Source organism: Nostoc sp. KVJ3, from assembly GCF_026127265.1.
Lineage (GTDB): Bacteria > Cyanobacteriota > Cyanobacteriia > Cyanobacteriales > Nostocaceae > Nostoc.
Genome location: NZ_WWFG01000002.1, coordinates 2771653 through 2797628 on the forward strand (window position 1 = coordinate 2771653; position 25976 = coordinate 2797628).

The 25976-nt window shown below is 40.6% G+C and carries 18 protein-coding genes; 6 read left to right on the top strand and 12 right to left on the bottom strand.

Annotated features, from left to right (window positions below; translation table 11 throughout):
* Positions 1-17: 17 nt before the first annotated feature.
* Both GTQ43_RS27835 and GTQ43_RS27840 read right to left on the bottom strand, forming a co-directional pair.
* Positions 18-629 carry a HEAT repeat domain-containing protein gene (locus GTQ43_RS27835; protein ID WP_265275908.1) on the bottom strand — a complete coding sequence of 204 codons (612 nt, stop codon included), beginning with the start codon at positions 627-629 and terminating at the stop codon, positions 18-20.
* Positions 630-691: 62 nt separating this feature from the next.
* Positions 692-2653, bottom strand: coding sequence for an eCIS core domain-containing protein (locus GTQ43_RS27840; RefSeq protein ID WP_265275909.1), 1962 nt, complete (start codon positions 2651-2653; stop codon positions 692-694).
* Between the two features lie 770 nt (positions 2654-3423).
* Here GTQ43_RS27840 and GTQ43_RS27845 point away from each other — a divergent pair.
* Entirely contained in the window at positions 3424-4080 is a 657-nt protein-coding gene (locus GTQ43_RS27845) for a DUF2301 domain-containing membrane protein (protein ID WP_265275910.1), read from the top strand.
* Positions 4080-4769 carry a YdcF family protein gene (locus GTQ43_RS27850; protein WP_265275911.1) on the top strand — a complete coding sequence of 230 codons (690 nt, stop codon included), beginning with the start codon at positions 4080-4082 and terminating at the stop codon, positions 4767-4769. Before GTQ43_RS27845 ends, GTQ43_RS27850 begins: the two co-directional genes overlap by 1 nt.
* Before the next feature lie 734 nt (positions 4770-5503).
* Here GTQ43_RS27850 and GTQ43_RS27855 read toward each other — a convergent pair.
* A complete protein-coding gene (locus tag GTQ43_RS27855) occupies positions 5504-6640 on the bottom strand; it encodes an alpha/beta hydrolase (RefSeq protein WP_265276567.1) in 1137 nt (378 codons plus the stop codon).
* Between the two features lie 186 nt (positions 6641-6826).
* Between GTQ43_RS27855 and dprA the strand changes: the two genes are divergently transcribed.
* On the top strand, positions 6827-7969 hold the full coding sequence (gene dprA, locus GTQ43_RS27860; protein WP_265275912.1) for a DNA-processing protein DprA: 1143 nt from the start codon (positions 6827-6829) through the stop codon (positions 7967-7969).
* A gap of 176 nt (positions 7970-8145) precedes the next feature.
* Here dprA and GTQ43_RS27865 read toward each other — a convergent pair whose 3' ends face one another.
* The 5 genes from GTQ43_RS27865 to pruA form a co-directional block, all read right to left on the bottom strand.
* Positions 8146-9369 (bottom strand): alkaline phosphatase family protein, encoded by a 1224-nt coding sequence (locus GTQ43_RS27865; RefSeq protein ID WP_265275913.1) that lies wholly within the window; start codon positions 9367-9369, stop codon positions 8146-8148.
* A gap of 350 nt (positions 9370-9719) precedes the next feature.
* Entirely contained in the window at positions 9720-12311 is a 2592-nt protein-coding gene (locus GTQ43_RS27870; protein ID WP_265275914.1) for a U32 family peptidase, read from the bottom strand.
* 221 nt (positions 12312-12532) lie between these two features.
* Positions 12533-13672, bottom strand: a complete 1140-nt coding sequence (locus tag GTQ43_RS27875; RefSeq protein WP_265275915.1) for a restriction endonuclease, SacI family — start codon at positions 13670-13672, stop codon at positions 12533-12535.
* The gene (locus GTQ43_RS27880; RefSeq protein ID WP_265275916.1) at positions 13642-14535 is read right to left on the bottom strand and encodes a DNA adenine methylase; all 894 of its coding nucleotides are present in this window, start codon (positions 14533-14535) and stop codon (positions 13642-13644) included. The genes GTQ43_RS27875 and GTQ43_RS27880 overlap by 31 nt, the downstream gene beginning before the upstream one ends.
* A 215-nt stretch (positions 14536-14750) precedes the next feature.
* Positions 14751-17744 (bottom strand): L-glutamate gamma-semialdehyde dehydrogenase, encoded by a 2994-nt coding sequence (gene pruA / locus GTQ43_RS27885; RefSeq protein WP_265275917.1) that lies wholly within the window; start codon positions 17742-17744, stop codon positions 14751-14753.
* A 612-nt stretch (positions 17745-18356) separates the two neighbouring features.
* Between pruA and GTQ43_RS27890 the strand changes: the two genes are divergently transcribed.
* Entirely contained in the window at positions 18357-18983 is a 627-nt protein-coding gene (locus GTQ43_RS27890) for a hypothetical protein (RefSeq protein ID WP_265275918.1), read from the top strand.
* Positions 18984-19015: 32 nt separating this feature from the next.
* Here the strand turns inward: GTQ43_RS27890 and GTQ43_RS27895 are convergent, their stop codons facing one another.
* The 4 genes from GTQ43_RS27895 to GTQ43_RS27910 form a co-directional block, all read right to left on the bottom strand.
* Complete coding sequence (locus GTQ43_RS27895) at positions 19016-19426, bottom strand: hypothetical protein (protein ID WP_265275920.1); 411 nt, start codon at positions 19424-19426, stop codon at positions 19016-19018.
* A gap of 29 nt (positions 19427-19455) precedes the next feature.
* A complete protein-coding gene (locus GTQ43_RS27900; protein WP_265275921.1) occupies positions 19456-20652 on the bottom strand; it encodes a GUN4 domain-containing protein in 1197 nt (398 codons plus the stop codon).
* A gap of 101 nt (positions 20653-20753) precedes the next feature.
* Complete coding sequence (locus GTQ43_RS27905) at positions 20754-21137, bottom strand: hypothetical protein (protein WP_265275922.1); 384 nt, start codon at positions 21135-21137, stop codon at positions 20754-20756.
* A gap of 655 nt (positions 21138-21792) precedes the next feature.
* On the bottom strand, positions 21793-22857 hold the full coding sequence (locus GTQ43_RS27910) for a patatin-like phospholipase family protein (protein ID WP_265275923.1): 1065 nt from the start codon (positions 22855-22857) through the stop codon (positions 21793-21795).
* 862 nt (positions 22858-23719) lie between these two features.
* On the opposite strand from GTQ43_RS27910, the gene GTQ43_RS27915 reads away from it, so the two are divergent.
* The gene (locus GTQ43_RS27915; protein WP_265275924.1) at positions 23720-25204 is read left to right on the top strand and encodes a CIA30 family protein; all 1485 of its coding nucleotides are present in this window, start codon (positions 23720-23722) and stop codon (positions 25202-25204) included.
* Between the two features lie 47 nt (positions 25205-25251).
* Positions 25252-25599, top strand: a complete 348-nt coding sequence (locus tag GTQ43_RS27920; RefSeq protein ID WP_265275925.1) for a hypothetical protein — start codon at positions 25252-25254, stop codon at positions 25597-25599.
* Positions 25600-25976: the final 377 nt, after the last annotated feature.

Consider the following 25976-nt stretch of genomic DNA (forward strand, 5'->3'; position numbering starts at 1 on the left):
TTGTGACTAATTACGAATTATCTGGTCAACCATTCCTGCCATTGTTGAGCAGCCTTGTTGCGTTTTGCCTCTGGCGCTGCGGGATCGTAACTTCCCAAACTCTGCCACAATTGATTCCAGTCTTGCCCTTGGGGTAGCTTACTCACCACAGCCTTAACAATCAAAAAAGCCCGTTCACGAGTGAGATCGTTCGGTGCTTGCAAAAGAGGAATTACCAGAGGTAAAACTTCTTTTCCACCTCGCATCAAAGGATACATTGAGGCTGTGTAAGGATTGTGCAGGATGTCAGGATAATCATCAAGGGTAGCTACCAAAGCGGGCAATGAGCGTTTATCCCCTAATTGATGTAAGGCAGTAGCAGCACGGGCACGCACTTCTGGATTTGTATCATGGGTAGCTTGGAACAAAGCATCAGCACTAGCGGGGTCAGCAATTTCGCTCAGTCCCTCGGCTGCAAGCCGACGGGTACGGGGGTTGGCATTAGTCAAGGCTTCCAACAAAACAGGGGTAGCTTTTTTGCCTAAACGGATCAATTCACCCAGAGCTAAACCGCTAGTGTCTTGATCTGTGGAGTAGAGCCTTGCTTTAATTTGCTCCATAGGTGTGGCGGTAGCGTCTTGATTATTCATGTATAAATTTCCTCCAATGAGCAGTATAAAAACTGCCATGAATATTCCTGCCGTTTTCCAGATCACGGTGTCGCTCCTCCCCCTGCTGGTGCTGCTGCTGGCACATGCTCAAAGCTCAAAACGACTCGGCGATTGCCTCGACGATTCGCTTCTGTATCTTGGTTCGTAGTGGCATCAGGGGTAAAGTCTTCGGTTGAACCAGAGCCAATAGTAACAGCACTAATTTGAGCTTCAGCTACACCCTTAGCACGCAAGGCTGCTCCGACTGCTTGCGCTCTGCGTAAAGATAGCTCCAGATTGTGCTTAGATGCACCACCACGCCTGTCAGCAAAGCCTTCAGGAGTTACTTTTACGTCAGGGAATCGCCGCAGATAATCTAAGAATGTATCGATTTTGCCTGTTTCGCTGGAACTTAGTTGGTCGCTGTCGAAATCAAAGTAAAAAATTACTGGTTCGTGTACGTAGAAATCTTGATGTTTCTGCAAAGCTGCATCGAAGGTGGCAGATTGACCATCCTGTGCTGATGCGCGATCGTTCTCAACTTTGCCAGCACGGATTTGAAAGCCCCAATGAAGCGCCCCGTAAGTTGTCATGGTGTCTTCTCCTTTAGCCACCGTCTGAAAGTCAAAGTTGAACTCACCAGATCCTCCGGGGGCATCGGTTAGCTCTGCTGCTTTGATATCGGTGGGGTCATCGGAGCGTTTATAACCAATAGTGGCTCCACCTGCACCACTAGAAGAGGGTCGTGAAAGTCCAGGGGTGGCGGGATTGGGTTGGGCTGGGTCGTTACCAAAGGGATACTGAGCAGGTAAAGCACTTCCGGCTGGGGCATTGGTTCCTGTACCACCGTGGGCAGGTGCATCATTATGCAGTACATCGGTGAAATATCCACCCTCAACTCCTGTGGTGGCATCAGCGGTGGTACGGAGGCTAGCACCACGAGCGGCAGGTAAAGACTGAGGTTCGACATTTGTACCTGTAGCATTTGTCAGACGCACAATCTGAATCAGTCCAATTTGGTTAGAGTAGGGGGCGGTGGTTTTGGGTTTGAAACGTATAGTAATTGGTAAACTCGCGCCATTTGGTGTGGCATTTACTTCAAAAACACCGTGTGTTAGGTCGTATGTGGGGTTAATTGCTCGTTGAATTAATTTTCTCTGGGCTGTGCCTGTCTGCTGCACTACATGAGTCAGTTCATGGGCGGTTAATGCATCATTACCTGGTGACTTACCTGCACCAAAGAAAATGTTTTGCTGGTGCGTAAATGCCTGGGCATTTAAATCCTGATTCATCTGCACCGCTTGAGTACCTGTATGTACCCGCACTTGACTAAAATCTGTACCAAATCGTGGTTCCATAAAGGAACGTACCGGATCTGGTAACGGGCTTCCTCCACCTTCACTGCTGTTTAGCTGACTCTCAAAGTTGGCCCCAGTTTGGAAGCTGCCATCAGTAAATTGTTGTAGCGATCGCTTGGTTTGTAATTCTTCCTCTGGTAAAATCTCTCTTTGGATAGATGTATTCAGAAGTTTAGTTTGCAACTCCTCTTCCTCTTCTGGCATTGCTTCCCGTTGCAATAAGGGAGTTATGGCAGCTGCTAGAGGCTTTGTTTGCAGTGTTTGTATATTCTGTAAACCAATCGACTCTGGTTTAGCCATTCGCATAATCCGATCGGCAACTTTATCGGCTTCCTGCTCATAATGGTCGTCTGGCGCACCAACTGTAAGTTTTGCCTGGGGACGATGCAAGGATATGCGACTAATGTCATGGCTAAGAGGCTGTTTGATGGCTTCTGGTTCCAAGAATTGCTCATCAACAAACTGCTCTTCTTGAAGGTCATTTGGTGTTTCAGTTAGTCTTTGAATTGGAAGCTTATTTGTTTGTAAACCAAAGCCACGCATTGGAGAAGCCAGGGTGGGAATTGTTGATGAGGTAAGGGCGGGATTTGTAAAAGTTGATGTGGCTGATTTCTGGTGCCTAAGCGTGCGTAAACCCCCAATGGCTTGTCGTCCGACATCGCTCATTTCACCTTTCCTCCCTCAATATTCGCTCTAACAGATATTATATAATTTGTCTATTGGCGATCGCTATCGACTTAAGTGTAAATTATTTGACTGGCTAATCAAGAAATTGCGCTGCGATCGCATATCCTCTACAAAGAGCTATATCTGCCAATAAGCTAAGGGAGTTTCTCTACTTTTGCGATTCTTTAGACAAATGCGATCGCTCATCTCACCTCCATAACGTCAACTAATTATGGGGTTATCTGATTGCTAGATTTTTTCATACCAAATTGTTAATTTGTCAATATATAGCGGTTCTCATTTATGTGAGGTAGACCCGTAGGGGCAATTCATGAATTGTCCCTACACCTGACGAGATGATGTTGTACCACATTTGAATGGGAACCGCTATATACTATTTACAACTAAAGTCTAATTTTAGAATCAACTCCTCAGCTAAACTAGAGACTTATACAAACCATTGCTAATTATGAGTACACTACTATGGCAGAGCTTTGCCTAGCTTTCACAAGGGGCAAAATCCCCTTATCAGTTTGGTTAATTGAGATAGTAGCTGGATTTCCGTTGTGATGCACTATGTTGCGATGTCTTTACGTTCTGCAAGAAAATCTAGTTAAATTGTAGAGATAATTCATCTAAATAAGACAAAAATACCTTAAAAGTTTAGGGATTGTGACACGAAGTTAGTCTCATTGCCCATAATAATAAAAGTAACCTTTCAGCAATTCGGCGTTGTATTCTATTAGTAAATCGTAACTATATTTTTAACCATGACTACGCAAACACTGCCTCCACTAGAAGTTTATCAAGGTCAGTTTGGAGAATTTACAATCACTCAGAGCGATCGCACTGGCGTAATTATCTATCGTGCTGGATTAATGGTAGCAGCACTGAGCTTTGCTATCGGCAGCGCTTTGATTTTGTTCAACAATAACACCACTGTTGTAACTTTACTTACACCTTTATATGCTTGTTTTAGTCTTGCTCTTGGTGTAAGTTTATTTACCATTCATATCTACATGGCATCACTGCATCGAATGTTACAAGTTTTTTGGGCGATCGGTAGCATAACATCTGTGATTCTGGCAATCTCTAGTAATGAACCTTTGGCTCTGACTGTTTACAATCAGCCTATTACCTTATTTGGGGTTGGTTTTATCTTCGTTGCTTTGACAGGTATTTATTTTAAAGAAGCTTTTTGCTTCAATCGTCTGGAAACCAAAGTATTAACCCCAATCGTACCGCTACTATTGTTAGGACATTTAGTGGGAATTCTACCAACTCAGGGGGAAAGTATTTTATTAGGAATTTGGGCGATGTTATTTTTAGTGTTTGCGTTCCGAAAGACAGTGCAAGCAATTCCTGCTGATATTGGAGATAAGTCTGTATTTACTTACTTAGAAGAACAACGTTTAGCAAAGGTTTAATGCAGACAAAAAATCGTCGGCGTCAAAAACTTCCAAAAATCAAACTAATAAAACGCCAAGAAATGTGGATACTTACGGCTCAGGGGTGGGCGATTGTAATCGCTTTGATTGCTTATTTAATATTTTTCACTATCACTCATATACACTCATTTCTCGCCGTGACTTCCCCGATCAAATCAGCAGAAGTATTAGTTGTTGAAGGATGGCTACCAGATTATGCTATTATTCAAGCTTTGACTGAATTTAAAAATGGTTCTTATCATCTAGTAATTACCACGGGAGGTTCAATAGAAAAAGGAAATTATCTTAGTGAATATAAAAACTTTGCAGAAGTGTCAGCTGCCACCTTCAAGAAACTCGGTTTAGAATCAGAGAAGGTGGTAGCGGTTCCCACACCTACGGTAATTAAAGATCGTAGTTATGCATCTGCGGTTGAATTCGATCGCTGGCTATCTAATTCCAATTTAAAGCTACAATCAATTAATCTTTTTTCTTTGGATGTTCACACCCGTAGGAGTTGGTTGTTGTTCAAGAAATTACTTAGTCCTACCATCAAAGTTGGTGCGATCGCAGCCAAAACACAAGATTACGATCCGAACAAATGGTGGGATTCTAGCCAAGGTGTGCGGACAATTCTTGATGAAGGCATCGCTTATATTTATGCACGGTTTTTCAATTGGAAAGCCTAATGTTGACACTCTCAGATATAAAGACACTGAGATTCTACAGACAGAATTTAGTTTAATCTAATTCTCGTTACGGTGGTAATGAATTAGCTAATCTAGTTTTACTAACAGTCGGCTCATAGATAAAGTCAAATTTTCCCGCGAGTAACTTCCTAGTTTTAAAGAGTGTTGCCTTGTAAAATAGACCCCTGAATTATATAATTTACCTGACTGTTCACCCAGTTATTCTAATATTGCTTTAGTCTCTTTGTTAGGATACAAAACAACTTGTTGAATTCCCATTAAGGGTTTATTTTTAGGCATAATTTATCACTTTAGGATGCTATCAAGGATCTCACAAAGTGATAAATTAATCAAGGACAACGTAGGTGACTAATACCAATTTAATGTGAAGTTGCACATATTTTGATCCCCCTAAATCCCCCTTAAAAAGGGGGACTTTGATAGATGTTTTTCCGGTTCCCCCCCTTACTAAGGGGAGCCAGCGCGGTCTTGGGGTCTCCCCAAGTGGAGCGACTGGCGTGGGCTAGGGGGGATCAAATTCTATGCAGCTTCATAAAAAATTGGTATAAAGTCATACGATTCGCTTATATGTCAGTTCTGTTGGCGCTTGCGTCTTCCTTTGGGAGAAGACGCTGAGTTTTACGCTTAACGAGAGATTTGATAATTCGTAATTTCGAGTTACGAATTAGGTATTTTAAACAGAGGCTGGGAACGAGAAAACATAGGACATGATATTACTTTTTCAAGATTTGTAATAATGCTTCTCGATAAATTTTTAGACCTTCTGCATTCAGATGATCGCCATCACTGGTTAAATTGTCTTTAAGAATATTATTTTCGTACAATGTTGCTAGCTCTGTTGCTGCAACTGGCACTTTTTCTGTTTCAGCAACTTGATTAATTAGAACATTAATTCGCTCAACTTTAGAAAGTGGGGCGGCTACAGTTGGATCTAAGCTGGCTGCAACTGTTGAATAAAAAGCTGGAATTAGAAAAATCTCTTTATTTCCCATCGTGCGGACAAGTGCGATCGCCTCTTGAAGATTTTTGCTAAACAACTCATCACTAATTTCATACCAAGCATCATTTCCACCTATAGCAATAATAGCTTTTTCGCATTTAACCTTAGCAGGAATTAAACTTTTCAGTTGTTCTAGTAATGAGATTGTACTTAGGCCATCTAACCCAAAATTAAAAGTACCACTCCCAAGGGTATTACCAAGTTCAGCCGAAACAGAATCCCCAAATAAGCAACCTAAAAACTGTTTATCTTGGGCGGCGAGTATCTGATATTGCAGTGCAATTTTTCCTAAAGGTGAAGAACTTACATTGTCCTTTGGAGGTACATCAGCAGAACTAAACGATGAATTTGCCATGCTGACTAGCTGAGAAATTTTTGACACGTCAACAACTAGCTGATTACTGGGATAAGCTTCTAAAAAGCTGATTAATCCTAGACCTTCTGATGATTTTGCTCCTAAAATAATGGCAGAACGTAGGGCTTGTATAGTGGCTTGATCGCGACGAGCGATCGCACCAGAAGCAAAAGATAAAATTTGCTTGCCCATTCCTGTATTTATCAGCTTATCTAAAGCCACAATATCAAGAGACATTTTTACTTGAAGAGCATCTTGAAACTTCTGTTTCTCCTTAGTGCTGAAATAACTTAAGAAAGATTGCAAATCGCCAGAAACCTTTTGCTTTTCGGCATAGTTGCGGATATCTGCTACCGGGATCGATTGCTCAAACAATCCGTATCTGAAAGTAACTTTCTCAGCAGCCAAACTCGGCAACGAACCAAGAAAACTATGCAGCAGTAAAAATATTAAGCACCCAGATAGGCTTATTAGAAGACGATAGAAATATTTCATCACAGAAAATAAAAAGATAGTCCAATAGTTAATAGTCAAGAGTCAAGAGTCAAAAGTCAAGGGGAATTGGGAATGAGGCATTGATCGATAATTAATAGTTTTTATTCCCCTGCTTCCTCACTCCTCTACATCAACAGCCCAGACTAATTTGGGAATACTCAATGCATATAGTGTGAGGATGAAACGATGGTAGAAGAAGGGGCATATTGGCTAGCTTGGGCGCAAATTTCTGGGGTTGGCCCGGTTTTACTGCGACGGCTACAACAGCATTTTGGAACCTTGGCAACAGCTTGGAATGCTACCAAGATACAGTTGCGAGAAGTGGAGGGTTTTGGTTTTCAGACATTAGAAAAAGTAGTGCAACAGCGATCGCGCCTACACCCAGAACAGCTATTTATTAAGCACCAGCAAGAAAACTCCCATTTTTGGACACCAGCAGATGCAGATTATCCCCGCTTACTCCTAGAAACCCCCAGTCCACCGCCAATTTTATACTATCGCGGTGAAGTCGAACTCCAAGAAAATCTCGGACAAAAACCGATGGTTGGGATTGTCGGCACACGCCAACCCTCAGAATACGGCATCCGTTGGACTCGCCAAATTAGTACAGCTTTGGCTAAAAACGGCTTTACAGTTGTTTCTGGTATGGCAGAGGGAATTGACACAGAAAGCCACATCGCTGCTATGAAAGCAGGTGGACGCACGATCGCAGTTTTGGGGACTGGTGTAGATGTCATCTATCCCCATAAAAATCGGGATTTGTACAAGCAAATTTTGACAGATGGATTAGTCGTGAGTGAGTACCCCACCAAAACCCCACCCGATCGCACGCACTTTCCCCGCCGTAACCGAATTATTGCAGGTTTAAGCCGCGCTATCTTGGTAATGGAAGCACCAATAAAATCTGGTGCTTTAATTACAGCCACCTACGCAAATGAATTTGGCAGAGATGTCTATGCATTGCCTGGTAGAATAGACGATCATCCATCCCAAGGGTGCTTAAAGTTACTGAATCAAGGAGCTTCTTTAATTCTTAAGGAACTAGATGAACTGTTAACAATGCTGGGAGCAATACCACAAATTGATGGAGTCGAAGCTTCCACAGCGCCAGAAGAGTTAAGTTTGCCAACTTTATCACCAGAATTGCAAACAGTAATGAATGCGTTCGCCCCAGGCGTGCCGGAGGCGATCGCTAATGATGCTTTACCCTTCGATTTTATTGTCCAACAAACCGGGATGGCTGCTGGTTCAGTTTCTGGTGCTTTGTTACAGTTGGAACTGATGGGTTTAGTTTCGCAACTGCCAGGAATGCGGTATCAAAAAAGTTAAGAATAAGCAGCTTTATTACGTCGGAAACCGCGATCGCAATCCTAAATCATTCGTGAAAAAATAATAAAACTTGGTAGAAGATATTTGGCTACAAAAAAGATATTTGGTTACAACTGAAAATAATCTACGAATGCTGATGCTTTTTGGGCTGAATTTTCGTTTCTCGACGGCGCAAATTAGTCGTGTTTATTTGTCCATTGCCTCCACCCCTTAGAGGTGAGTGCCCCATTCTTAAACAGATCCGAGAGATCGTTAGTGTTTGGTGAGTTGGCATCACCCAAAAACCCACCACCTGGTGCGTATACACCGAAGACTTCCTCCCAACTCTTCAGATCGGACGAGTGGGTGTAATTTACGAAGCTTTCATAGGCGTTGCCCTTAGCCAGAGGTGAGATCGCGATTTCCTCTATGGTGTGGCTGAAGTCGTTCGCATTAGTGCCTTCACTTTCATCCCACCAGATCACGATCGCGCCATCATCCTTGTAAGCATCCGAGCGCATGATTTCTGGAATGATCTTCGCAAGAAAGTTGTCACCCTGTGCAATTGCAGCCTGATCCCCTGTGTAATGCACCCCACGATAGTCAAAACCATTAGTCAACGCAGTATGTGAATCGTTGAATTGGTCTGGTGTAATCAGGGTGTAACTGGCAACTTTATTATGAGCAAGGTCTTCATGTAATTGTTGCAATGGTGCATATTTAGTTGCTAAAGGGTTTGTCGGTGTTGGGTTGTTACCGCCGTTGGTATCAGTAAAAAACAGATGACCATCGTGTTTAGGAGCGAAATTATATTGATGGCTACCGTTGTAGGGATTAGTGTAATCAGGTGATGTACCACTGAATCTGGTCAGAGGGACAGTCCACTGGTTTTTAGGTAGAACCGTACTGGTAAGCAGACCATTAGCATTTTTTGTCAAGTCAATGTCTTCTTGGTAAGATTTCCAAGAGATACCAGCCTTATCAAGTAAAGCGCTGAGATGGAGTTTTGTATCCTGGTTAGTGCCCCCAGGATTGGTAAAAGGATCGTTATCGTTCAACACGCCAAAGTTATTGCCGGCTTCTTGCCAAATATAGTTTGGCTCGGACGGGTGGATGCTTGGATTATTGCCGGATGGTGTAGCCAGGACATTATGATAAGCACCAGCGTAGGAGACTTGAGCGGAATTCAAATTTCCGGGGGTGATGAGGCTATTCTGATACGGGGCTGCGGGATTACCGAATATCTGATTCGGCGCACTTGTATCGCTGCTTGGTTGTGTAAAGTTGTGGTTCTCCATATCTATGACGAAGATATGTTTGAGCCTTCTGCCTCTTTCGCCCCTTTCAAAATTTTCACCCCTTCCAAAGTTTTCACCCTTTTCCGCCACTGCCGAGTGTAAGCTTAGGATGCTACTAGCCACAAACGCAACGGAAAGAATCGCCCATTTAAATAACCGTAATTGCATTGATTTTTACAAAATGATTGTAAGCCTCACAACAATAGTTATATGGGTTTAAAGATCCACTATTAAAGCTTTAAGGAAAGATTAACAGTTTAGTGATTTGGCGATTTGGAACAGCCCCTCTACTTTTTTGATGAAAAGTACTGAGTGGGGTCAAGTCGCTTGTCTAGGAGACCCTAAAAGCGAACGCTCCAATTAAAAATTAAGTAGTAATGCAAAATTAAATATACATTTGTCATTGCGAATAGGCAAAGCGGAATGAAGCCAAATAAATAAATAAATAAATAAATAAATAAATTAAAAAAAGGTCAAAGTCCCAATGGGCCACGAGTTACACCTAGCTGATTTTGCAGTTTTAACTCTCGCCAGAGTTGTGAGCCTGTAATTTCCCCTTGCAGTAGTTGACGATAGCGATGTATTGTTTTAGTCACTTGGTCTGGGGTTTCATTGACAAATTCAATACGGAAGTGCCTTAAACCAAGTTCTATAAGACGCTGTACATACTCGGCTCCTGTTTGAGCAGTACCATTAAACACAGTATTACGGCAACCTACATCTGCTTTGAGGACGTGTTCGCTACCAACACGGTCTTTTAATTTTACTTCCTGTTTTTCACAAGGTCGTCCACAGTTAGTATAGTCTGTACCGGTTGAGAGAAAAGCACAAAATACGCAGTGTTCCATGTGAAACATCGGTATATGTTGGTGGATTGTCACCTCAAACCACTGGGGTGGACAACTGGTAAGCAAGTCTTGCAGTTGGGCAATATTCAGGTCATAAGATGCCGTCAGCCGTTCTACAGCAAAGTGTTGCTGAAAGTAGTCTGCTGTTAAGGGATTAGCAACGTTGAGCGAGAAATCTGCAATGCAACGGTCTGCCGCAAAAAATTGCAATTGGTCATAGTTCCGCACCAAATAGCCATCTGCTTCAGATGCACGTACTTGCTGCAAAATCCAGTTTTCTCCAGGTTTGGTAATTCGGGGTGGTGCAACCCAAATTGTGGGGAGTGGGGATTGTTGCCTTTGTTTATGTACTAGCTGCACCGCGTCTCGGTAGGCGCGGGGGTCTTCAAATTCACAGTAAAGTGTTTCAACTCCAGCTTTGAGGGCGGCTTGGAGTTGCTTGAGATTGCGTACTAAGACGATGAGTGAGGGGGATAAGGGGGATGAGGGGGATGAGGAGGGGAGTAAGTCTTGGAAAGAGACATCAGAACGTAATTGCCAGCGTTTGGGTTGACTTCGCAATTCTTCCAACTGCACGACAATTTCCCGGCGCATCCGGTTTAATTCACTTACGGGTAGCATAAGGGAAGTACTAAGGTGGTTGGTTAGTGTTTCCAACAAGAAAGGCGTGTTACCGAGACGACCGAATTGTTCTTGTAAACGATTTGTATCTAAGGGTTTGGTGTGTGCTTCCACCAGTGAAATTACAGATTTCACTTGTACAATATTACCGAGTCGATCGCGAGCGATCGCAATCAACATCTGACCAAGTTCTCCATAAATCTCAATGTCAATGGGACGCTGAAATTGGGGATTCTCGCCGGCAAAACTCTGACGCAGCTGCTTATCTAATTCTGGATCGCTGGTTTTCCAAATGCGATCGCCTACATGCACTCGCCGCAGATTCAAGTCATTTCGCCCAAAGGTCAACATGGCTTCTTTGCCTTTGGATATCACCCCATAAACCCGACCACCTTCTTCTTTGGCTTCTGGATGACCGCAGTCAAAAACAATTCCATCCCCCGGTTTAACAGGCGCTTGCAATTTCACTGTTACCTGTTCGTTGTGAATGCGGGTCACTTCACCTAAATAAACCCCACGTTTTTTACCAAAGCGGGCGTGAACTAATTCCTGATTATTAATCCCGCCAAACCAACCCGTGTAGAGTCCGCGAGAAAATGCCATCTCTAGGTTGTAGTGTTCTTGATCTTTTGCCGGTTGTTGATTAAGCGGAAGATCCCCCCAACACCCCTTGTTAAGGGGCGCTATGTTCCCCCCTTTTGAAGGGGGGCTAGGGGGGATCTCCGTCATCACCCTATCTAAGGCTTGCCGATAAACACGGGTAACATTAGCAACATATTCTGGGGCTTTCAATCGGCCTTCAATCTTAAGACAAGTTACTCCTGATTTCACCAAATCTGGCAAAACATCTAACCCCGCAAGGTCTTGAGGACTGAGTAAGTATTTGCGTTCTTTCAAATTTACAACTTCACCATCGGCAATTAACTCGTAAGGCATCCGGCAAGCTTGGGCACATTCGCCTCGGTTAGCAGAACGTCCGCCTAAAGCCTCGCTAGTCAAACACTGACCGGAGTACGCCACGCACAAAGCACCGTGAACAAAAACTTCCAAGGGTAGCGAAGCTTCTTGTAGGGCAATCTGCTGCTGTATTTTATTGATTTCCTGAAGAGAACATTCACGCGCCAGCACTACCAATTGACAGCCGAGGGATTTGGCAAATTCCACTCCAGCCGCACTGGTGATCGTCATTTGGGTGGAAGCATGGATGGGAAAATCGGGGGAGAGGTGACGGATGAGACGGCATATACCCACATCTTGGACAATTACCGCATCCACACCTGCGGCAATAATTGTGCGGAGATATTGCTGGGCTTCTGCTAGTTCTTTGGGAAATATTAGTGTGTTGACAGTGACATAACCCTTTACGCCGCGATGGTGCAGAAATGTCATCAATTGGGGTAAGTCTGCCTCAGTAAAGTTTTCTGCCCGCATTCTGGCGTTAAACCGATCCAAACCGAAGTAAATCGCATCTGCCCCATTTTCCACAGCAGCTTTAGCACAGTCCCAATTACCTGCTGGCGCAAGTAGTTCAGGACGTTGAAGGGAGAGTTGGGGAGAGAGGTGTAGGCGTAGCCCATCGGAGATATCGCTTTTCATCAGATTTAGGGTTAAGTAGCACCATAGTGATTTTATCTAAGTTTGAGGGAGGGGGTGCGATCGCTATCTCCACGCTAGTGTTTTAATTCACCTGGAGGGGATAAAAAAATGATCCTGCTTTAAAAATTTGTGTGTACATTGTCTACCAATATTGGCTATTAGGAAATATCAAAGAGTGCCAAGACAAACGTCCTGTAATAATAAATAAAAAAAATGGATATTCATTCTTCTAACTCCTCTTTGCTACTTTCAGCAGCTTGGCGTAGTGCGAGGAATGCCTCTTTTAAAGGTTGGCTGACAGCACTATCAGGTTCATCGAGTACTAATTGTTGATATGTCTCCAAAAAAAACATTCTTAATCGATGGAAAAGATGTAGAAAATAACGAATAAAACTGATACAATCCAAAACTACAAGTTCAATCCCACCTGTTTTTTCATATACATCTGAAGCATATTCTTGAACAGATTGATCAATCAAATCTGTAGTTATAAAAATGTAGTTGTCAATCTTTTGAGGAGAATTTCTAATCTTCTGGATGGCATGGTTAATATCATCCACCGTAACCTTCTTCATTTTCATTTCATAGCTAGTAATTACATTTTCTTCGTTAAGAAGCATAATTTCTAAATCTCCAAGTGCCCCTGTTTGCTTATCCGCAGCATTATGGTTTGCAAGAGCTAGATGCCTTTGTCCCAAATAAGCTGAAGCGGCTTGGTAAGCAGCAGCTACAATCAGGACAGGCAAGCGACTGGAATTCCGACAATTTAAGTGCTGCTCAATCAATTTGACAATTGCTTCAGTAGAGAGCGGAATCCCACCTTTAACTGTTCTTAAATCTGCCAGTAGACTAGCAATACGTTGACGTTTTTCATTTTTAACGATTAAAAGATATCTGATAGTTTCGGCAAGCACATCTTCAGCTAAGACTCGACCGGAATAAACGTCATCAAGCAGGGAGAGTACAGTTTTGTAAAGAATGGGAGGTTTGCCAACTAAATTAACTTCTGGTGTCAGAAAAATATTTCTATTACGAAGTGCTGGAGTGAGGAAAGCTGTTGTTGGGTTACATGGTAATTCATGTTTATTAATAAAGCTAGTGATATATGCTTCATCGTATGTCCGACCTGAATAACAGTCTAAATCACCAATTTCGGTATAGGGTTTGCGAATATCTAGATTTGGTTTATGAGATTTTGCTAAACAACAGGCTAATAGCAATCGGACACCCGCTCTATTTTGAGGGTTACGACACACAAATTCTACATTACTAGAGATAGCAACATCATGTATAACTGGTTGTGTCAAACCGTAAACAACCCTTTCAAAAGCTAAATCAAGGATAGCTGGTGGGATTGACATTGAGGTTCTACCTGTTGTGTCTGAGTGCTATTAACAGTATTTTTTGTAATATTATCTAGTGCATAATTTACCCACAGGGTTTCTGTTCGCAATCCTTTTGTAGAATGGCAAGCTTTAGTGGGTGCTTGGATATATTTCCAATCACTGTAAAGTTCTTCCATAAGAGAGCATTGATAACTTGAGATAGCAACTTTGCCTTGGATATTATGAAGAACATCACTCAGTTCCCGATGTTGTTCATCTGTCATCTCGTAAGCGTAAGCTTGACGATCGCCTCTTGAAGCATGTGGATACGGAGGATCGCAATAAAACAAAGTCTCTTCAGAATCATAGCGTTGAATGACTTTAACTGCTGAGTCATGCTCCATCTGAACTCGTAAAAGTCTTTGAACAATCCCAGGTAAATCTTCTACACTTCCTAACCATCTGGAAACTGCACCAGCCATCCCCGCACGGCTTGTTAGTTTACAGTGTGCCCACCTACCAGAACTTGCCTTCTGTGCTAACCCAGTTCTAACCTGTCTAGCCTTAATAAAAAATCGTCTAGCTCGTTCAAAATCAGATAAATTTGGAGTATGCTCAGAGATTGCTATTTCAAATTCTTCACGAGAAAAAGGAGTTAGACCAATAGCCTCAATCAGGCTTTCCTTTTGCTCCCTGAGTACGCGAAAAAAGTTTACTAATTCACCATCAAAATCATTGTACGTTTCTACTGGTGAGGGGTTTCGATTGAGTAAAACTGCTGCTGAACCTCCAAATGGTTCACAGTAATGCTGGGCATCTGGTAAAAGGGGTAAAAGCCAATCAAGATGGCTGAACTTTCCACCATACCAGCCAAAAGCTATCAGCTTGTTTTTACCCATTTTTTTATCCTTGTAGGCTTATAATCTTTGAAAAAAGGTCTATACTTTTCACTCTAGCAAAAAGGGGCGATCGCATTTGTCAAGTGAGATAAATTAAGCGATCGCTTCCTCTGCTTAATTAGACAATAATCAGTATGGCGATTTACATTGAGGGTAGATGCCCAAAAAAATCAGAGTATTTACTGAATCCTATTCGGGCACATAACTCTTGTAATTCACTCTGCACCTTCAATTGGTGCAAAACCTTGACGCTGAATATTTTCTGTTACCGCACGTGGTTCCAGAAATTGCAGCAGGTAATCAGGGCCACCCGCTTTAGAACCCACTCCCGAAAGTTTGAATCCACCAAAAGGTTGCCGCCCAACGATCGCTCCGGTAATATTGCGGTTGATGTACAAATTCCCGACTTCAAATTCTGTCTGCGCTTGCTGAATATGCGAAGGCGTTCTAGAATAAAGTCCGCCAGTTAAGGCGTAGTTTGTCCCGTTGGCGACTGCTAAGGCTTCCTGGAAATCTTTTACTCGAATTACCGCTAGCACAGGGCCAAAAATTTCTTCTTGGGAAATTACCGCATTGGGCGAGACTTCACTAAAAATCACAGGGCCGATAAAATATCCTTGTTCGGGTGCTGGTAACTCTAAGGCTACTTCTGCTTCTGCCTTACCCTTTTCAATATACTCGCGGATGCGATCGCGGGCATTAGCATCAATTACTGGCCCAACTTGGGTACTCGGTAACTCTGCTTCCCCAATATTCAAGGATTTTGTCGCTTCTACCAATCTCTGCACAAAGGTATCATAAATCGGTTCCAGCACAATCACCCTGGAGGCAGCAGAACATTTTTGGCCGCTATAACCAAATGCTGACTGCACTACCCCGACAACCGCTTGGTCTAAATCAGAACTTTCATCGACAATAATGGCATTTTTGCCACCCATTTCTGCAATTACCCGTTTCATGTGCTTTTGTCCGGGTTTCAATATTGCCGCTTCTGCGTAAATTCGACAGCCAACTTCCTGGGAACCCGTAAAAGCAATTACATGAGTATCTGGATGATTTACCAAATAAGCACCGACTTGGGAACCCTTACCAGGTACGTATTGAAATACACCTTTAGGGAAACCAGCTTCGATTAAAATCTCTGTGAGTTTTGCCGTAATTACAGAAGATGTTTCCGCCGGCTTGAGGAGAGTACAATTTCCTGAAACTAAGGCTGCAACTGTCATTCCACATGCGATCGCTAGCGGAAAATTCCAGGGAGAAATTACTACAACAATTCCCCTTGGCTGGTAAATATAACGGTTATTTTCGCCAGCTACGTCGTAATTAACACCTTTATCTAGCCGTTCGATCTCATCAGCATAGTACCGACAAAAGTCTATCGCTTCCGAAACCTCTCCATCAGCTTCCTTAACTGGTTTCCCAACTTCCAAAACTATCCAAGCTGAAAGTTCGGCGCGGCGTTCTTCCATCAAATCACCCGCTTGACGCAAAATATCAGCGCGTTGTTTTGCGGGTGTTTTCCTCCAACCAGGAAACGCTGCTTTGGCTGCTTGCATCGCCTGTTCTGCTTGTTCAACGCTAATCAACCCAACTTTACCAACTATTTCACTGAAATTAGAAGGATTAAGAGAATCAACAAATTCTGCCGTGTTAACATATTCCCCATTAATCAACGGCAAATAAGTTTTACCCAACTGTTGACGAACACTTTGGAACGCTTGCGCTGTTTTCGTTCTCACTTCTTCCTCAGAGTAATCGGTATCAGCAGCACCAAGGAAATTAGAGTTAGGAGTTAGGAGTGAGGAGTTAGGAGTTAAAGAGTTTTTTTCTTCTTTGACAATTGGCGGCGCTAATAATTCCTCAATTGGTCGATTTTCGAGATTTTGCCGTAAAAAAGAACTATTAGCGGTATTTTCCAACAATCGACGAATTAAATACGCCATTCCCGGTAATAATTCACCATAGGGACAGTAAACTCTGACTCGATAACCTCTGTCAACCAATGCTTTGGCAACTTTATCTCCCATCCCGTAGAGGACTTGCAATTCAAAGCGACGGCGAGGGACATTTAAACTTTCAGCGATGGCAATAGCGCGAGAATGCGATCGCACATTATGGCTACCAATGGCAGAATATACATATTGATGATTTTCTAACAATAACTGAGTGATGGTTTCAAAGTTAGCATCAGTTGCCGCTTTATCGTTGTAAACTGGCTGTTTCCAATGCTTTTGGGCTGCTTTAATAGTTTCCTGATCCCAATATGCGCCTTTCACCAAACGGATTGTCAGAGGATAACCACGTTCTTTCAACCAAGAAATTACGTCTTTGGTATCTTGCTCGCTATCACGCAGATATGCTTGAATGGTCATGCCAATATCTGTGCGTTGCCGAAATTCTTCTTCTAGTAACAGTTTTTTCAGAATGCTGAAAGTTATATCCTTATAGGCATACTGTTCCATATCAAAATGCACAGCTGCGCCCAACTCTTTAGCACGACGTAAGAGAATCCGAATGCGATCGCTAACTCGCTCTTCACTACCTTTAGCATCTAAAGGGTCAAATTGGGAATAAAACGCCGTTAACTTCACAGAAACCTGAACTTTTGGGATTGCTTCGCCATCAGCCTCATCAATAGCCGGGATAGCTGTCCAATTCTTCGATGCTTCTACCAATTGTTGCATTAATTCTAGATAGCGTTCTAGATAAGACTGCGCTTCGGCTTCAGTAATCACCGCTTCACCAAGTAAGTCAATGGTAAAAGCCATTTTTTCTTTTCGCAGTCGTTCAACTGTTTTAATGACTTGTTTAATATTTTCCCCAGAAATATATTTATGAGCAAGAGTCTCAACTGCTGTACCAACAGTTGTCGCAGCAACTTGTCCTGGCATAGAGTCGGGGTTAGCAAAGTTTAGCATTCCCTTCAAAGCTGCCGGTAATTCTACAGACTCATCACCTAAATATTCTTGTAAGTGTGAGGCAATTTCTGATTTACTGTGTAAAGCAGGTAGGGTATCTATGAAGCGAAATAGTTGTACCCGTAAGCCAGGATTACTCATTGCCCAAGCTAATAATTTATCATCCCAACGCATTTGATCCCGCAGGGAAGAAAAAAACGAACGATTTTCCTGTGTTGCTGCTAGAAGTTGTTTAGCAATTTCTTGGGTTTTAGCTTCGTAGGTGCTTGTTTGTACTTGTAATACCACTGATAATAAACTCCGTTAATCAAGACAAGGCTTTTTGGACAAAGCCTGTGTCTTCTATTTTGACGCTTTAATTTAGCTGTCACCATAACCTAGTAAAACAAGGCAAAAGTAAAAAAAAAGAACGCTGATTTTATAGGATGTTTAGCGATTTTAAATGGGTGGCTTATTTACGCCGTCATGTACTATAGCGGTTCCCATTCAAATGTGGTACAACATCATCTCGTAAGGTGTAGGGGCAATTCATGAATTGCCCCTACGGATGTACCTCACATAAATGAGAACCGCTATATTAATAATTGACGAATAAATTTTCTGTAGAGACGGCGATTTATCGCGTCTCTTAAACCTCATTAGTTTTGCAGGGTTGTAGAGGCGCGAAAGCGCCTAGCGGGGCGTTTGCGCAGTGTCTAATAGAGAAGCCCAGTCAAGATTTCGCGTCTCTACACTTGGGATGCTCCCCACTTTGGTGGAAATTTACCTATCTTTAACAAAGAGATTTTGATCCAAATCTTGCTAATTTAGATGGTAGCTGGATTTACGGCTTAACAGGATGTAACTGTTTTTTCCAATAGTCAGAATGGGTATACTCACTCTATACCTACATAAAACTTCATGGATATTTTATTTTCTAACTGGCAACACACACTCCAAGCCTTTGACGTTGACCAAGTAACATCAGAGAAAGCCTTTGGTAACTTGATTGCAGCTTACTCTACTCCTGTCCGCTACTACCATACACTGAAACACATTGAGCATGTCCTCAGTACAATTGAGATTTTGCAAGGCTATACTAACAACCTACCTGCTGTTCAACTAGCTGCCTGGTTTCACGATGTCGTGTATGATACTCAAGCTCAAGATAACGAAGAACGAAGCGCAGACTATGCTTTTAAGGTGCTGAGTAGCTTAGATATTCCAGAGAGTACAATAACTATTGTTACCCGTCTCATTCGGAATACTAAATACCACCAAGCGGCAATGGATGACTATGATAGCCAAGTTCTAATTGATGCAGATTTAGCGATTTTTGCTACTACCTCAGTCCAGTATCCAGAATACTCCCATGCTATTCGTCAGGAATATGACTGGATATCAAAAGCAGACTATATTGCAGGTCGTAGGCAGGTTTTAGAGGAATTTTTAAAGCGCCCCCGAATCTATTTTACGCCTTTAATGTTAGAGTTTGCTGAGGCATCCGCCCGTGCCAATATTCAAAGAGAAATTCAGTCTTTGGATTAAAGATATGCTTTTTGATGAAGAACTTTTAATTATTAGGTTATTTTTGCGCCAACAATTGATTTGTCTGTATCCAAAAATAAAAAATTAGAACTATTGATTTTAACGATTTCATACTTTTCCGTTAGAAACAAAGAACCAAGAGTAGCTACCATATCTCCAATAGAAACTTTATTAAATATTGGGATCTGTAAATTTAAAATAGATTGTGGGACGCTTTTAATATTTAAATACAATTTTCTTTCACTTACGTACCATACACCCATAAATTTAGTGCCGGTTATAACTTCTTTAGGTTTCGATAAAATGAATGTCTGAATTTTGGTTTCTCTATAGGTCATATCATCTTTGAATTCAATAGAAATTTTTTCCCAATCTGTATTAAAACGCCATTTCCCAATCAGTAAAAGTTCTATGTCTATATCAGTAAGATTACTATCAGTCATATCTACCTCCAAGATGATTTGCAATTAAGTTATGGTGAAGTTCCATTACAAACTTTTACACGAGAAAAGAATAAGTGCATCTGCCAAACTAACCAAGATTCCACCCGCCATGCTCCCATTGAAATCGGTTCAGCCAAGGAATTTGGGTATAATTCAAAGTTATATTGGTCATAGTGTAACCATTTAGCTGGTAAGTGTCCCATTGGTGTTGTCGAGGACAACTTAAAAGTTAGTTGGTCATAATCTAACCAATTTCCCTCTTTTCGCCAACCAAGGCGATCGCCAAGTATCTTTTGTGTTTCATAATCTATTTGACCACCTATTTCGTTCCAGATAGCTTGCTGAACACTAAAGCCAAAATAACCATGACTATATTGTTTCCAAAATTGATCGATAGTTTGGAAAGATTCACAAGAAAAGTTATCAATATCTTCCTTATAGACTTCATTCCAATAATTTTTCCCCATAACTTGTAGCATTAATTTAGTGGTTTCGAGATCAGCTTCTTTCCACATCTGCTGTGTGAGGAGATTTTGCAGTTCACTATAACTGATGCTATTACTACTTTTAAATTCTTTTGTGAATATGATATCTTTATTATTCAGTACCTTAATATCTCTTTCTTCAACAATAGGAAGAGACTTGATATCAATAATATTTTCCTCCGCTATTCCTAAAATATTTTTTTGATCGGCAATTTCATCTGATAGATAATTAGATATTAAGTAAATCGCTTTTTCTAAAGATATGGTATCGTCACTTAAATCAAAAATATGGGCTTGCCAATCCAATAATTGAGATTCAATAAAAGCATCTTTCAATCTTTCCTTTTTTTCATAGCTTGCTACCATAAAGTTGAGCAGATTTTCAGAAATCGTTTCAGCTTCTTCATGGCTAAATAAATTCAACTGAGACTGCAAAATATTATCTGCTAAATTTTTAATATCTCCGACAGTTGCATAAAAGTTTTCATCTACTTTGACAACCTCATCTATTAAAGATTGAAATGGATGAAAGTAATCTTGTAAAGTTTTCTCAAAATTAATTGCAGTTTCGGCTATTTTTGCTATTTCTTGACGAATCTTTGTAGCTCTTGTTTGGTATTCATAGATTTCTTCATACACCTCTAATTCTTTAATTATTTGCTGAATAATTTGCTTTTGATTTTTAGTATCTTCTGCTAGATTTTTAATTCCTGCACTAAGCAATTTTACTTTTTCTAACATCAAAAAGTTAATATTGCTCAATAGTAAAACTGATTTTAAGTTTTCTTGTTTCTCTAACTTTAATTTATCGAGAACTTGAGGATTTTTAATATTTTTTATTTCTAGCTTTTTCTTTCCTCATTCAGATTTTTTATTTCAAGATATTTTTTCGTAAACAAAATCTTCCAGTCATCTGTAAGTTTCAACAAAAACTCTTGATAACTATCTTTATAATTTTCTAAAAAATCAATAATATGAGTATAATCTCTAATTAATACTTGGATTTCTTTAAAAACTTTGCCCTGACTAATTTCTTCCTTTCGCTTAATTATTCCCCCAAAGTAGTTATGATATCGAACACCTTCTTTAATTAATGTTTGAGAGGCTCTAATTTTTTTTTGAATTATTTTTAGTTTGGGATTTTTTATAACAGGTAATTGATAGGTTTTTTCATAAATACTAATTTTTTCGTAAGTAATAAGTTGTCTTTGCAGTTTAGTTAGCATTATACTAATTCTAAAAAGTATGAATAACCGCTAAATTTTCATCCATTTCCATACCTGTTAATTTTTATCATAAAAGTAATTTAGGTCATCTTTACTTAGTGATTGATTTATCAAGGCTAGCCTTAATTTTAATGCTGGAAAGAGAATCTATCTCACTGCAATTTGCTGAGAAATGAGGTAAGACATCAAAAGCTGAAAACATTATGAATCATAACCTCTGCTGTACCTCATCCGAACAGAATAGCAAACGCCATAATAAACGTGCTACTCGACCTAGAATATCACCGAACGTCACAATAAACTTATCTCTACTCAACGATTTCCATTATTTTTGGAAGTTGATTCAGAAGTAGAGCCTCTCAAAACACATTCATGGTCAAGAGGCGACTATGTACACACAAGTCCTAAAAACCCAACTTCATAAGGCTCTCGTTTTCATACAGAATATAAAAACGAGAGAGAAATGTGAATGAAATCGAGCTTTTTTAGAATCGTATTTACACCTAATACCGTTTCTTTGTGAAGCTACATATATTTACCCCCCGATGTGTTGGGGGGACTTATTATGTGCATCTTCAGAAAGAACTCGTATTAGCCTGAAAAAGAGGGTTCGCTTATTTAGACGCTCCTGACTTCTGTTTTGAAAAAATCTGATTTACTCTAATAAAAGACTACACAAATTATCAATTTCTTGATTTTTTTCTGCAATCAGCCGATAGCCTACAGCTTGTAGCTGACGAAGATTTTCCGGCTTGGCATTATCGATTGCTTCCAGTTCTTCGGTTAAGAATGTTTGAAACCGATAATAAGAACTTTTCGTTTCTTTGTTATTAGGCTCAAACAATCGTTCTAATTGTCCGGCTACTACTTCACTACCACCATCAAGCACAATATTTAAAAGAGGTCTTCCCCATTGCAAGAGTCCCCATTTTTTTACTTCGTCATAAGGGTAGACACTTGTCAAAGAACCAGTACCTAATGAAACTACTAAAATATCTTCTGTATTCAGGACTTGTTTTTTATCTTGTCTACTAATTTGCGCTTCTACAATAGCTAAATTTGCTGGATTATTAGCAAACAATCCTCCATCTACTAAAGTGTAAAAGCCCTTGGTATTATGAGAAGTACTAACACGATGGGGAGCAAAATAAGTCGGAGTCGCGCTAGTTGCAAGTGCCGCATCTGCGATCGTAAACCCTGTACATAACTTGCGAAAGCTTCTAGATTCTGTCTGTTGTTTTTCAATTTTGTTTGTAAAGAATACGGGAATTCGCTGCTCAATATCGTAGCTAGTCACAAAAACTTCTTTGAGATTATTTTCTAGAAGGGTATTTCCAAAGTATTGCCTGAGAATTTCCTCTCTTCCCTCAGAAGAATATTTGGGCTGAACAAAGATATCTTCCAAATCACCCAGTATTCTTTCAAAAAATGGCTCGTAAAATATCTCTGCCCCATACTCAAGATATATTTGCAGAAGATCCTCAGCACTATATTGGGCAACTGACAAGTTTTCAGATATTTCTGAAGTTAATCGGGGTTTAGTTAGTCCAAGTGCTAGAATTCCTCCAGTTGAAGTGCCAGCAATTAAATCGAACAAACTAAAAATTGGCTTTTGTGTCCGCCTTTCTATTTCTGCTAAGAGTATTGTCGGGATAATACCCCGAACACCACCTCCATCAATAGCAAGTATTTTATATTTGGGGTTGGCTTTCGTATTCATGGTTTTTTCGGTTCCTTTTGAGCTAGCGTTTGTGTTTTTTAGGCTGTTGGCTTCTTCGCTGTCTTTTTTTGTCTTTTTTTTCCCTTTATTTGAGGCTTGTCACTTGCTAACGCAGTCGGAGACTGGATTGCTGAAGCTTTATCTCATGATTGTGCGATCGCAACTGGAATATGTGCTAAATCCCAATTAATTTTTTTTTAATCGCAACCTTTTAATCTTTAAATAATAATAGAACTTATAGTAAATCATAATTAATAAAGTCAAATTTAACCTTGGGCTTCTATTTAAATCTAGCTTCAAGGACATTTTTATATATATCAGTTATTTAATATGGGTGCAAGGACTGTTAAGAATTTAATTTTAAGACAGTTAAGACAGTTAAGACAGTTAAGAAAATTTTCTAAAATTTGCAAGTAATATATCAAAAACTTTTAGATATTCTCCTAATCCCCTCTTTTAAAGGATTAGAGTCAATAGTCCATCTTAAAAAAGGGAATTTAGTAGGGTCTTGAGCCGACTTATACTTTACAAAAATCCTCTAAAAAAAGAATGGATTAATTATCTGGCTCTTTGACGACACCTCCCCATGAGCAGTATTTAATTACTCTGAAAAAAAATAATTGAGGTTCAAAAATGATAGTAAAATTTTGTAAAATAATTAACCATGCTTGTAATAAGCTATACCTACGCCAAGTAAGAAAAACTTAAAAAATCAGCCTAATCAGCAAAAGCCCTTTTAGACAAGGATTTGAGATTTTACTCGCTGGATTTACGCCAAAGTGTACCAGTCTTCCTCATTGAAGGAAGTAGGTTACAGAAACAGACATTGGGCTAAACTTAAGAAAGTTGTGAGGACGCGAATGTGACTGACAAAAATCGTTCTCAATGGGATTTAGGCAGGTTTATCGAAACCCTGACTTACTTTGAGGTAATTCCTTTCCTTAACTGGGTGCAGCAGTTAATCCAAGGTCGTCCGAAGGATAATCAAGATAGACCCAATGGAGGAAGAAATTTGAGTGTAATATTAATAGCAGGTGCAACAGGTGGTGTAGGTAAACGAGTAGTGCAGCGATCGCTCCAACAGGGTTATAAAGTTCGCGCAATAGTTCGAGACATTGACAAAGCACGGTCAATTCTTGGTCATGATATAGACTTAGTAGTTGCGGATATCACACAACCAGAAACTTTAAATTCTTTAGTTATGGCTGATATCCAAGCTGTTGTTTGTTGCACAGCAGTGCGCGTGCAACCAGTTGAGGGAGACACAGCAGATAGAGCAAAATATTATCAAGGTATTAAATTTTACCAACCAGAAATTGTTGGCGACACCCCAGAAAACGTTGAATATCAAGGTGTTAAAAATTTAGTTCAAGCGGCTGCAAAATATCTACCCCAAGGAAACGAAAAACTAATATTTGATTTCACAAAGCCATCAGCAGAATTAAAAGATAACTGGGGAGCGCTGGATGATGTTGTTATGGGTGGCGTAAGTGCGAGTAATATCCAATTAGTAGAAAATACAGCTTTGTTTGCTGGTAATGTCTCCACCGCTAACTCTGGCGGATTTGCTTCTGTCAGAACTAAAAATTTTGATCCGCCCTTCAACTTATGCGATCGCGAAGGTGTAAAATTGCGCGTCAAAGGTGACGGTCAGCGTTATAAAATCTTCCTACGGACAGATACTAAATGGGATGGTATTGGCTATAGCTATTCTTTTGACACAGTAGCTAATACCTGGATAGATGTTCACATTCCCTTTGCAGATTTGATTCCCGTTTTTCGGGCAAAAGTTGTTAAAGATGCGCCGCCGATTGAGCAGAGGAGAATTTGTTCATTCCAACTGATGTTGAGCAAATTTGAATATGATGGCGCTTTGAATCCCCAATTTTCTCCGGGTGGTTTTACTTTGCAGTTGGAATCGATTAAAGCTTACGGTGGTGCAACTTTACCACAATTTATTCTCGTTAGTTCAGCAGGTGTGACTCGTCCTGGTCGCCCTGGCATTAATTTAGATGAAGAACCGCCAGCAGTGAAATTAAATGACCAATTGGGAGGAATTTTAACTTGGAAGTTGAAAGGGGAAGATAGTTTAAGAGAAAGCGGAATTCCTTATACAATTATTAGACCTTGTGCTTTAACCGAGGAACCAGGCAGTAAGGAATTAATATTCGAGCAAGGCGATAATATTAAAGGCAAAATCAGCCGTGAGGATGTGGCAGAACTTTGCGTACAAGCGTTAAAAATAGCGAAAGCTTGTAATGTTACCTTTGAGGTGAAACAGACAGACAATACTGTTAACTCTATCGATTGGCAGAGGCTATTTTCTAACTTAGTAAAGGATAAATAAGTGAATTGACTACAGACTTATATTCTGTAGTCATATCAACAAATTCTATGAAAAAAATCCAAGCGCTAATATTTGCGGGGATTTTAGCAACAATTATCTGGGTTGGGTTATTTGGAAGCACTGCTTCATCGCAGCAAGTAGAATCCCGCATCAATAATCTGGAAGCGGACTTTAATCGTGTCGAGTCACGGTTAAACCAGATAGAGTCTCAACTCGGTCAAAGCCGCCAGTCGCCATCCCGAAGAACAACACTTACTCCACAACAGTCAACTGCTTCCAGAGGGAACTTATCACAGCAAGATCGGATGTTTGATCGGCTGGCAACTTTGGTGATTGAATTGAAGCAACAAGTAAACAAATTAGAGGAGCGAGTTTCTAAATTAGAAACTCGTTAAATATTTCAATAGGACTTACGCAAAATATCTCTTAAACTCTCATTTCTCCGTGTCGCGCAAGTTGCTACAAGTCAGGGAACCGCAAGGGCGCACTGGCAACTCTATTGCCTCTGTGGTTCGTTTTTTCATGATTTTGCGTAAGTCCTGTTCAATTTATTATTAGTAATTTGTTAAGATAGTTTTGATTGTTTGTAGTAAGGACTTTAGTGCTTAGAGAATAAGGACTAAAGTCCTTACTACGAACTTAGTTACCATCAATAAGTATGGTTAAATTAAGAGGATGTTTTAAAAGTGGTTGGCTGTAATTTTAGGCACTTGTTGATCCCCCCTAACCCACGCCAGTCGCTCCACTTGGGGAGACCCCAAGACCGCGCTGG

Bases quoted from the DNA above. Each gene is read 5' to 3' on its own strand.
- GTQ43_RS27910 (WP_265275923.1), bottom strand. From the start codon at position 22,857: ATGAATACGAAAGCCAACCCCAAATATAAAATACTTGCTATTGATGGA.
- GTQ43_RS27890 (WP_265275918.1), top strand. From the start codon at position 18,357: ATGGATATTTTATTTTCTAACTGGCAACACACACTCCAAGCCTTTGAC.
- GTQ43_RS27900 (WP_265275921.1), bottom strand. From the start codon at position 20,652: ATGTTAGAAAAAGTAAAATTGCTTAGTGCAGGAATTAAAAATCTAGCA.
- GTQ43_RS27835 (WP_265275908.1), bottom strand. From the start codon at position 629: ATGAATAATCAAGACGCTACCGCCACACCTATGGAGCAAATTAAAGCA.
- GTQ43_RS27855 (WP_265276567.1), bottom strand. From the start codon at position 6,640: ATGAAATATTTCTATCGTCTTCTAATAAGCCTATCTGGGTGCTTAATA.
- GTQ43_RS27870 (WP_265275914.1), bottom strand. From the start codon at position 12,311: ATGAAAAGCGATATCTCCGATGGGCTACGCCTACACCTCTCTCCCCAA.
- GTQ43_RS27845 (WP_265275910.1), top strand. From the start codon at position 3,424: ATGACTACGCAAACACTGCCTCCACTAGAAGTTTATCAAGGTCAGTTT.
- GTQ43_RS27905 (WP_265275922.1), bottom strand. From the start codon at position 21,137: ATGCTAACTAAACTGCAAAGACAACTTATTACTTACGAAAAAATTAGT.
- GTQ43_RS27880 (WP_265275916.1), bottom strand. From the start codon at position 14,535: ATGGGTAAAAACAAGCTGATAGCTTTTGGCTGGTATGGTGGAAAGTTC.
- GTQ43_RS27850 (WP_265275911.1), top strand. From the start codon at position 4,080: ATGCAGACAAAAAATCGTCGGCGTCAAAAACTTCCAAAAATCAAACTA.
- GTQ43_RS27840 (WP_265275909.1), bottom strand. From the start codon at position 2,653: ATGAGCGATGTCGGACGACAAGCCATTGGGGGTTTACGCACGCTTAGG.
- GTQ43_RS27875 (WP_265275915.1), bottom strand. From the start codon at position 13,672: ATGTCAATCCCACCAGCTATCCTTGATTTAGCTTTTGAAAGGGTTGTT.
- GTQ43_RS27920 (WP_265275925.1), top strand. From the start codon at position 25,252: ATGAAAAAAATCCAAGCGCTAATATTTGCGGGGATTTTAGCAACAATT.
- dprA (WP_265275912.1), top strand. From the start codon at position 6,827: ATGGTAGAAGAAGGGGCATATTGGCTAGCTTGGGCGCAAATTTCTGGG.
- GTQ43_RS27895 (WP_265275920.1), bottom strand. From the start codon at position 19,426: ATGACTGATAGTAATCTTACTGATATAGACATAGAACTTTTACTGATT.